At 42.5% G+C, this 9,850-nt stretch carries 8 protein-coding genes; 4 read left to right on the top strand and 4 right to left on the bottom strand.

The annotated features are described in order from the left end of the window. Positions 1 to 145: 145 nt before the first annotated feature. Entirely contained in the window at positions 146 to 559 is a 414-nt protein-coding gene (locus BO48_RS07620) for an organic hydroperoxide resistance protein (RefSeq protein WP_052255723.1), read from the bottom strand. A 107-nt stretch (positions 560 to 666) separates the two neighbouring features. After that, a complete protein-coding gene (locus BO48_RS07615; protein ID WP_496366834.1) occupies positions 667 to 1,989 on the bottom strand; it encodes a Na+/H+ antiporter family protein in 1,323 nt (440 codons plus the stop codon). Between the two features lie 802 nt (positions 1,990 to 2,791). Between BO48_RS07615 and BO48_RS07610 the strand changes: the two genes are divergently transcribed. From BO48_RS07610 to BO48_RS07600, 3 genes are all read left to right on the top strand, one after another. Next, positions 2,792 to 4,672: an ABC transporter ATP-binding protein gene (locus tag BO48_RS07610; RefSeq protein WP_496366833.1), complete on the top strand. Its 1,881-nt coding sequence runs from the start codon at positions 2,792 to 2,794 to the stop codon at positions 4,670 to 4,672. Between the two features lie 17 nt (positions 4,673 to 4,689). Beyond that, entirely contained in the window at positions 4,690 to 5,532 is an 843-nt protein-coding gene (locus BO48_RS07605; protein WP_496366832.1) for a serine/threonine-protein kinase, read from the top strand. A gap of 254 nt (positions 5,533 to 5,786) precedes the next feature. Continuing rightward, the gene (locus BO48_RS07600) at positions 5,787 to 7,808 is read left to right on the top strand and encodes a YehR family lipoprotein (RefSeq protein ID WP_496366831.1); all 2,022 of its coding nucleotides are present in this window, start codon (positions 5,787 to 5,789) and stop codon (positions 7,806 to 7,808) included. Between the two features lie 114 nt (positions 7,809 to 7,922). On the opposite strand, the gene BO48_RS07595 is transcribed toward BO48_RS07600, so the two are convergent. After that, entirely contained in the window at positions 7,923 to 8,123 is a 201-nt protein-coding gene (locus BO48_RS07595) for a cold-shock protein (protein WP_052255719.1), read from the bottom strand. A gap of 274 nt (positions 8,124 to 8,397) precedes the next feature. On the opposite strand from BO48_RS07595, the gene BO48_RS07590 reads away from it, so the two are divergent. Beyond that, positions 8,398 to 9,213, top strand: a complete 816-nt coding sequence (locus BO48_RS07590; protein ID WP_496366830.1) for a hypothetical protein — start codon at positions 8,398 to 8,400, stop codon at positions 9,211 to 9,213. Positions 9,214 to 9,655: 442 nt separating this feature from the next. On the opposite strand, the gene BO48_RS07585 is transcribed toward BO48_RS07590, so the two are convergent. Continuing rightward, a partial coding sequence (locus BO48_RS07585; protein ID WP_496366829.1) for a transposase occupies positions 9,656 to 9,850 on the bottom strand: 195 nt, incomplete at its 5' end.

Genomic DNA, 9,850 nt, shown 5'->3' with positions numbered 1-9,850 from the left:
CCTGCATATAGCGCCACGCCCGGCTAAACGCCATAACTCATCTCACGAACGCCTGCTTATAGCGCAGCAAATTTCTCACATGATCAAAGCCGTAAAAAAAGCACGAAACCTCTTCAAAAGTTCCGTGCCCATCATAAAATCTATACTATTGTGCAGTAACGTTCAATTCAACATCAATGTTGCCGCGGGTCGCTTTGGAATACGGGCAGAACTGGTGCGCCTGCTCCAGGTATTTCTCCGCGTCTGCCTGAGACATGTTTTTAACTTTCGCATTAATCTTCACGCCGAGTTTCGGACCTTCATTTTCATCATCATCCAGTAACTGGACCGTCAGATCCACTTCCGGTTCTGCATCTTTGACGCCACCCTGCTTCAGCATCAAGTCGAATGCACCATTGAAACATGACGCATAGCCTGCTGCGAAAAGCTGTTCCGGGTTAACGCCGTCGCCGTCCTGATCCGGTGGTAGTACCGCTGAGTCGATCGCTTTATCGTCTGTCTGAACGTGACCTTTACGTCCGCCTGTGTTGGTTGCTGTTACTTCATACTTAAGTGCCATTATCTTACTACCTCCTAATATAATGCTTACAATCATCTCTACCCTAATAATATTTTATTAATCCTTTATTTTTAATAAAAAAACACCGTCCGGCAGGACGATGTCTTCTATAGTATGACTGCTGCGATCGTACCGAATATAATCAGCGGAATGTTGTAATGCAGAAATGTCGGTACTACCGTATCCCAAATATGATCGTGCTGGCCGTCGGCCGCAAGACCCGACGTCGGACCGAGCGTACTGTCTGAAGCAGGAGACCCCGCGTCGCCCAGGGCCGCCGCACTGCCGATGAGTGCCGCTGTCGCCATCGGACTGAAGCCAAGTGACATACACAGTGGTACGAACACTGCTGCAATAATCGGTATCGTACCGAACGATGTGCCGATACCCATCGTTATTACCAGACCGACGAGCAATAATACGACTGCCGCCACCGCATGCGGTGTGCCGTCGAACCAGCCGGAAACTGAACCGATCAGATTGTCCACTGCATTCGTTTCAGTGAGGACCGAAGCATAACCGGATGCGATCAGCATGATGAAAGCGATCGCCCCCATCATCAGCACGCCTTCCTTGACTGCAGCGTCACTTCTGCTCACTTTGATGACCTGGCTGAGCAGCATGATTGTAATACCGCCGAGTGCCCCGATAATCATCGAATCGAACGACAGCTGCAGAGCAAACGCAGCGCCAATCGCAAGAAGTGTGATGACATGGTTCACTTTCTGACGGGTTTCCGTCAACTCTTCAGAGGCCATACTGTCAGCATCAACTGTATCAATATTCTGATACTCTCTTTGTTTTCTGTAAGTGACAAAGACCGCAACAAGCAGCCCGACCGTCATGCCGAGTACAGGGATCAGCATCGCGTAAGGGATATCAGACAAAGCGATATCCAGGCCGTTATCCTGCATTTCTGTCGCAAGAATGCCGTGGAATATTAAACCATAGCCGACAGGAATCAACATATATGGTGCTTTCAGACCGTAAGTCAGCGCACTCGCAATCGCTCTTCTGTCAATCTTCAATTTATTGAACAGCATCAGAAGCGGCGGAATCAGAATCGGTATAAATGCAATATGTACAGGGACGACCGTTTCTGCAAGTACCCCGATTACTACAAATATGAATATAAGAAGATACTTACGTTTCCCAATCACTTTCAGCAAATAATTGAGCAGCACTTTAACGATGCCGGACATCGCAATCATCGAAGCAAAAACCCCGAGCAATAAATAGCTCAGTGCCGTCTCTGACTGGTCGCCCATACCTTCAACGAGAACTGTAACAGTTTCACCGAGCGGCAGCCCGGCAAGAAGTCCCGCTGAAATCGCTGCAAGAATCAGTGCGAAAATGACATGGATCTTTAAAAGACTCAGAACAATTAATACAAGAACCGAAATAATGACCGGATTGAGCAATACATCCATTTTCCAACCTCCTCTTCCATTAATGTAAAAACAAGTGTAACAATATCACTATTCTATCAGACAAACTTGTGTGTGAGTACAAAAATCTAACAATGAAAACGTCTTATAAATTACATATTTATACAAACAAGTAAATATTATATTGATTATTTTCTAGTTTTTTACATAATATTAATAATCTCAGCTCTTTTTAATTAGTTTTTAATATTCCGACAATTGGTTTTTAACCTTCAAATGGAATGATGACAATAACAAAACGAAGGGAGGGAAAATTCATGAGTTATTTCGAAGATATCCAACCGGCGTCATCAAATGACTTTTCCAGCGATTCATTTTCAAGTGCTTCAAGTGCATCCAGCGCTTCAAGTGCAAGCAGTGTTTCATCTGACTAATGTTCAGTAAAAAGAAATTAAATGAAAGGAGGAATTGTTCATGACTTATTTCGAAGATATCCAACCGGCGTCATCAAATGACTTTTCGTCTGATTCATATTCAAGCGCTTCAAGTGCATCCAGCGCTTCAAGTGCGTCAAGTGTTTCATCTGACTAATTACTAGAAATCACTATATAGGAAGGGGGGTAACAATCATGACTTATTTCGAAGATATCCAACCGGCATCATCAAATGACTTTTCGTCCGATTCATACTCAAGTGCTTCAAGTGCATCCAGCGCTTCAAGTGCGTCAAGCGTTTCATCTGACTAATATTCATAGAAATGATGGGTATAATTTTAATAACTTTTTTGAACAGGCGGCCCATTCTGTTGTGGCCGCCTGCTTTACATATGAAAGGAGTGAGTGTTATGAGGAGATTAAAGCGATCAAGAAAAAACCAGTCCCTGAAAACAAAAATCGATCAGTTTTTTGCACTGAATAATACCGAGGGCAATATTATTCAGGAAGCACCGCCGATCCCTCTGAAAGAAATTTTCAGATGGTTCTGGCCTTACACAAAAAATTATCGTAAATGGATTGTTGTCGGACTGATATTCATCGCTCTGAAGCCCCTTACACTGTCAGGAACCGTGTGGCTGCTTCAGATTTTCATAGATAATGTCCTGGATACACGTAATCTCGGTCCGCTGTTATGGATTGTACTCCTATACTTCGGCCTCAGTCTGGCAGGCGGTATCTTTTCATTCGCCGGCACATACGTGTCCAACTGGGTCGGCCAGAAATTCGTACTGTCACTGAGAAAGACTTTATTTGAACATCTGCAGAGCCTGTCACTGCACTTTTTTGAAGGCCGGAAACTCGGGGATATCATCGCAAGGCTGACAGGTGATATATCCTCGATTGAACGGCTCATCGTCAGCGGTGCAACATCAGCTTTGTCATACTTTTTCCAGCTGATTGTTTTTATTGGCATGCTCTTTTTCATGGAGTGGAAACTGGCACTCGTTTCACTCGTCGTCGTGCCATTATTCTATATTGTCACCCGGTATTTCTCTCTCAGGATGAAACTTGCATCCCGTGAACGTTCAAGGCGTATGGGTGCAATAAACTCCCTTGCAGAAGAAGGCTTTTCCAATATTTCATTGATGCAGGCTTTCAACCAGGAAGAACAAGAAGCCACAAAATTTCAAAATCAGAACGTCGCGGCCTATGATGCCAAAATGACGAAAGTCCGTCTGAAAGCGACATTTTCTCCGACGGTTTCCATGATAGAAACCGGCGGTACACTGACTGTCATGGTATTCGGTGCGTTTTTACTGATGCAGAACGAAGTGACCATCGGTATTTTGGTCGCCTTTCTCACCCTGCTGAGACGTCTGTACAGCCCGGTCAGGGGACTGAGCAGGCTGCTGAACACCATCTTCTCAGCTTCAGCAAGTGCCGAACGTGTGATTGAGTTCATGGAACAGAAACCGCAGGTCATCTCTGATGCCGGAGAAGAAATCGACAATGATGAAGGCAGCATCGCATTTCAGAGTGTATCGTTTGCCTATCCCGGTAAAAAAAGTCATGTCCTTTCCGATCTGTCGTTCAACGTGAATCCCGGAGAGACTGTTGCCCTCGTCGGGGCGAGCGGCGTCGGCAAGTCGACGATAGTAAAAATGCTGATGCGCTTTTATGAACCGACGGATGGTGATGTCTACCTTAATGGACACGACCTGAAAAATACCGATCTCCAGTCACTGCGCAACCAGATTGCCGTCGTCTTCCAGGAATCTCTGATATTTGACGGTACGGTCAGGGAAAACATCGCATACGGTAAGCCGGATGCGACAGATGAAGAGATTATTGAAGCGGCAAAGAAAGCCGATGCACACGGATTCATCAGTGAGCTTACAGAGGGCTATGACACAAACGTCGGCCAGAAAGGCAGAAATTTATCCGGCGGCCAGCAGCAGCGTGTCGCCATCGCCCGTGCAATGATTAGAAAAGCTTCTGTTGTCATACTCGACGAGCCGGCTGAAGGTCTGGACGGCGCTACGGAAAAACGTGTCATGCAGCCGATGCAGAGACTGATGGAAAATACAGCCACATTGATGATTACACATAATTTGAGAAGTGCAAGCGTGGCAGATAAGATCGTTTATTTGGAAAAAGGCGGTATAAATGAAATCGGTACACACGATGAACTGATTTCCCAAAACGGTAATTATAAAAAGCTTTATACAGCACAGCAGGGAGAAATGAAAGAAGAAGAAACAGCCCTCGAACCAGTCGCTGTCAAATAATAAAGGAGGCGGAAAAATTGAAAACTGAAGAAGTAATCAGAGAAACACCGCTTGAGCGCGGAGAAACATTAATCATGGACTACACGGTCGTTGAGCATTTAAGAAGGGGAAAAGACTGCGATCTGTATCACTTATGGAGCGAGGAAAGGATGACCAGCTGCATCGGCAAGACCATCCAGCCGCTTGCCATGGAAAAACAAGCTGCAAAAGACCGTCTGATTCAGGAAGGTGAAGCTATTACGACACTGTCTCATCCGAACCTTATAAGGGGCTATTCACTTTATATTGAGCCCCGCCCTATCGTCATCCAGGAGACATTGACCGGCGAAACAATCTCACACCTCGTCAGAAATACGTATAAAAGAAATGAAGAACTGCCGATGATGCAGATTGCCCATTTCGGGAAACAGATCGCATCCGTCGTTAATTATCTGCACCAGAATAATATTATACATCTGGATATCAAACCGTCGAATATCATCTCCCAGCCGCCGCTCGCTAAATTATTCGACCTTAACCTGGCAACAAAGCCAGGTACTATCAGAAAAGGCACCGGCACAAAAAATTATATGTCCCCCGAGCAGGCAACCGGCGCACCGCTCACTACAGCGGCAGACATCTGGGGCATCGGCGTCGTATTGTTTTTCATGGCTACAGGACAAAGACCTTTTAAAACATATGAAGATAAGCGCTACGAACAGCTTGAACGCGATACAGAACCGGTTGAAACACTGCGGAATATGGATCCATTATTAAGCAGCATGATCAACAGATGCCTTGATAAAGATCCCGAAAACAGACCGGCGGCAACAGAAATATTTCATATGTGCGAAACATATATTCAAGAAAATAATAATTAATTTAAAACTCTCATCGGTCGATGGGAGTTTATTTTTTATGATTCTTTGAATAAAATGTGAACTTTTTGTGGAAATATTATAAATTGTTACTTATACTGTACTTATAACTTCTTTGAACCTCATAAATTAACAGATATTACATAAATAATTAAAAATCGAATGAAAAATTTTTAAATGGCAATAACAGAATATTTCATATTCTAGATAATTTATAAAGAAAAGTGTTAAAACTTAAAATTCGGGAGGACTATTGTATGTCGTTAAAAAAGTATTTATTAGCAGGTGGACTTTCAACAATGCTGATTCTTGGTTCATGCGGACTCGGCGGTGAGGATGACGGGTCAGACGAAGAAGCAACAGAAGAAACTGGAGATAATGAATTAGAAGACAGCGGGGATGAGGAAGCAAATGCCTCAGAAAATGAGGCTGATGATTCCGCAGACTCTGAGGACGAACCGGATTCAGAGGAGGATTCATCCGACTCCGGGGATGACAAAGATGATGAAAGTTCTCCAGGGGTGGCCAGTGACGATGATGATTCCACTATCGGTATTGGTGGCGGCACCGAAGAGCTGGATGAAGACAACAATGATGAAGATGCCTCAGAAGAAGAGTCAAATACTTATGTTATGGAACAGGAAGGTATGACTGACAAAGTTGTCTATTACTATGTCGGGGACGAAGTGAAAAGACAGACTTCAGAAACTGAAACAGACTATGAAGCCATCGGAGTGACCAACGAAGAGGATGCAAGGGAAGTCATTGATGAGTTAGCACAGGAATATGAAGATACAGATGGTGTCGAACATGAAATCGAGTATGGGGAAGACAGTTTTGTAGAAAATACTGAAGTCAACTATGATGAAGCGGATTTTTCTGAAGTGTCTGAGCTTGCAGGCGCTGATTTTGAAGGTGAAGAAACTGCAGATTTTATCAGTATGAAGCGCTCGGAGGAATTGTTGCTCAACTCAGGTTATGAACTGGTAGAAGGCGAAGCAGTTTCGGACAAGGACAGCGGTTCAGATGGTGAAAGTTCTGAAATCGGAAGCTCTGAAGGTTCTGCAGATACTCTCGACTTTGCTTCAATTACCGGGGAAACATTATCAGGTGATGATACAGAGATCACTTCGATGTTCGCAGGAAACTCCGAACTTGCAGATCTTTTGGATAATGCAGAAGATTCCGATGCAGACATCGAAGAAGTTTTGAAACCTACAGAAGATATCACGACATATTTTGCTGAAACTTATATGGTCATACATGCTTTCGGAGCAGGGTCTGACACACCTACTGAATCTGATATCGCCGGATTAACTGCAGAGATCGATGAAAGAGACGGCTTTGAAGTATTTACACAACTATACGATAAGGAATCCGGAGAACTCCTTCCACACATATATGCCAATCCGGATCAATTCGCCGGCTTTGATGGCAACAGCTGGGTTGATCAGACCGGTACTGCCGAAAGTGACGAGGTGTTCTATGGAAGTTACTCCAATCTGCATGAAGCATTTATGGAAAACAGTGATATTTTAGATATCTCTGAAGATGACGAATTTTATTATGTATATAATATCGGAGATGAAGAATCACTACATGATACTTTCGGAAGTATATTCAATGTGGAATATACAGGTGCAAACACCGAAGAAATGAAAAATGCAGTGGTCGGAATGATTGATAAAGCAAGTGGTGACCTGTTACATGTTGCATATATTTCCACTGCTCCAGGCCAGGAAAACCCTGAAGAAAAACTGCATATAGAAATAGCAGAACAAATCCGTGACTATGGTGAATTTGATGATGACGGTGTCACTGTTCCGGATGTACCTGAAGCTCCATCTGACAATGAAGAAACAGAAGAATCCGGCAGCAGTTCCGAAGAGTCAACCGGCTCTACACAGGACGGACTCGGTGTCGGTGATTCAGCTGAGCTGAACGGTATGACGTTGACTGTGGAGGACATAAGTTATACTGATGAAAGAAATGATTATGCAGAGGTCGATGCAGATGAAGTCATCATGATCGACCTGTCATTTGAGAACAACTCAGGCGACTCCTACTTGATGGGCAGCCGCGATATGGAAATTATGGTGGACGGTGAACCAGCTGAAACTTATCCGGTAGGAGACGTCATGCTCGATGAAACAAAAGATGGAGAAAGCACATCCGGCTCTCTCGCCTACGCTGTAACAGGAGATCCTTCTGAAATCGAGCTGGTATTCTCACCACTCGACGCAGAAGATTCAGCAGTATTCGACATTAAACCAGAATAAATTTCATGGTAATTATAAAATGCCCTCCAGGTCAATATGACCTGGAGGGCGTTATTTTATATACAAAAAAGAGACAGCCACAGCCGCCTCTTAAAGCTCTATATTATCCGTAGATTAAACCGGTGTAACGTTAGTCGCCTGTGGACCACGCTGACCTTCTTCTACGTCAAAGTTTACTTTTTGACCTTCTTCTAAAGTCTTGTAACCATCAACTTGGATAGCTGAGAAGTGTACGAATACATCGTCACCTTGCTCTTGTGTAATAAATCCAAAACCTTTTTCGCCGTTAAACCATTTTACTGTTCCTTCATTCATAGAAAAAACCTCCTAGTGCTTTTGCACTTAAATATTTGTTCGTTGTAAATTAATTTGTTTTAAGGGTTTTTCAGATGAATGAAAAAATTAAAATGTGTTAATTTAAACTACTCTTAGTATAATACACTGCTTTTGTTGATAAGTCAAGGGGATGGGGGAAAGTATTTAAAATAAATCATTTTACAATAAAAATTTAAAACATTATATGACTATAGCATTTGTCTCGCTTTCTAGATATAATAGTAAATAATACCATTTATAGGAGGATATTGTTATGTCACTAAAAAAATACTTGTTAGCAAGCGGACTTTCAACTGTACTTTTATTAGGTGCATGTGGAGGTGTAGATACTTCCACAGAAGAAGAGCCTGTTGAAGAGGAAACATCTGAAGAAGCCAGTGAAGATACAGAGAATGCAGAATCCGAGGAAGAGACAACAGATGAGTCTTCAGAAGATCTACAAGCATTAGAAGATGAAAATGAAGAGTTGAAAGCACAAAATCAAGAGCAACAAGATCAAATTGCTACATTGGAAGAAGAACTTGCAGAAGCAAATGAATCCACTGAAGAAATTGATACGGAAGAATCAGAGGATGCTTCAAATGAAATAGAACCTGAAGATGAATCAGAATCTATGGAAGGTGTAGAAACAGTAAAAGAAGTAGAAATTAATGATACTGTTCAAATTGAAAACGTTAATATGACCGTTAATATGGCTCAAATCAACCGTGTAGAAGTGAATGAGGATTTAGCTATTTTCCTAGATGGTTATGAAGTCGGCGATAAAATTGACAATCTTGTAATTGAATATACGATTGAAAATACAACAGAGGCTGCTAGAGATTTCTTCATAGATCAGTCTGTGGTGGTGACAAGTACTGGGCAACAACTTGACCCAGATATGTTTTTATCTGAAAACATAACGGCTTCAATGCTTGGTGCAGTGGAATTTACTGGCTCAGTACCTTACATAATGGACGAGGGTTCAGGAGATGACATTGAATGGATTGATATAAACATACCAGCAATGTTAGATGGAGAATCTTATGATAGAGTTTCAGAAGAACAACAATACAGAATAGAATTTTAATAGTATACATCCTGTAATCTCAAAGCAAGATTTTTTCACCATAAATAAATCACTTGATAAGAGGTTCTTACTTTTAATCTGTCTTTATCGTTAATTGAAAAGTAACCTTATTAACCGACAGATCCGCCCTCTCAACCATTTCATTAAATCTTTACTTGTAATTTACGGACATCTGTTGGAGTTTTTCTCTTCGAGGTGGCGATCATCTGTTTTTTACCTCATCGATATTCAGTTTGATATTATTAGTGTGAAGAATGAGTATTTAACTTCATTTCCGGTCAGTTTTTGTATTTCGATATGGAATGACAGAATCAAAACCACCAGTGTGAACTGGTGGTTTGCTCTGCGGCTGAAAGCCTCTTTTGCCGGCCTAGGCCTGAAAGGCCTACTGAATGGTCTCCCTTTTGCACCACATCCACACGCTGATTCTCAAAGAATCACTTTATGGTTTCCTGTTTTTCTCGCCGGTAAATGGATCAAATTCTTCGAATAATGTTAATTGGTCACTCATATAATCTTCTTTGAGCTGATTCCGGATGTATTCCTGTATCTGCTTTCGATTTCTGCCGACTGTGTCGACATAAAAGCCGCGACACCAGAATTTGCGATTGCCATATCTGTATTTCAAATTCGCATG

The organism is Lacicoccus kunmingensis DSM 17847, assembly GCF_059568765.1.
Note: the sequence above shows the minus strand (reverse complement) of the source record. Positions and strands in the feature narration are given on the sequence as shown.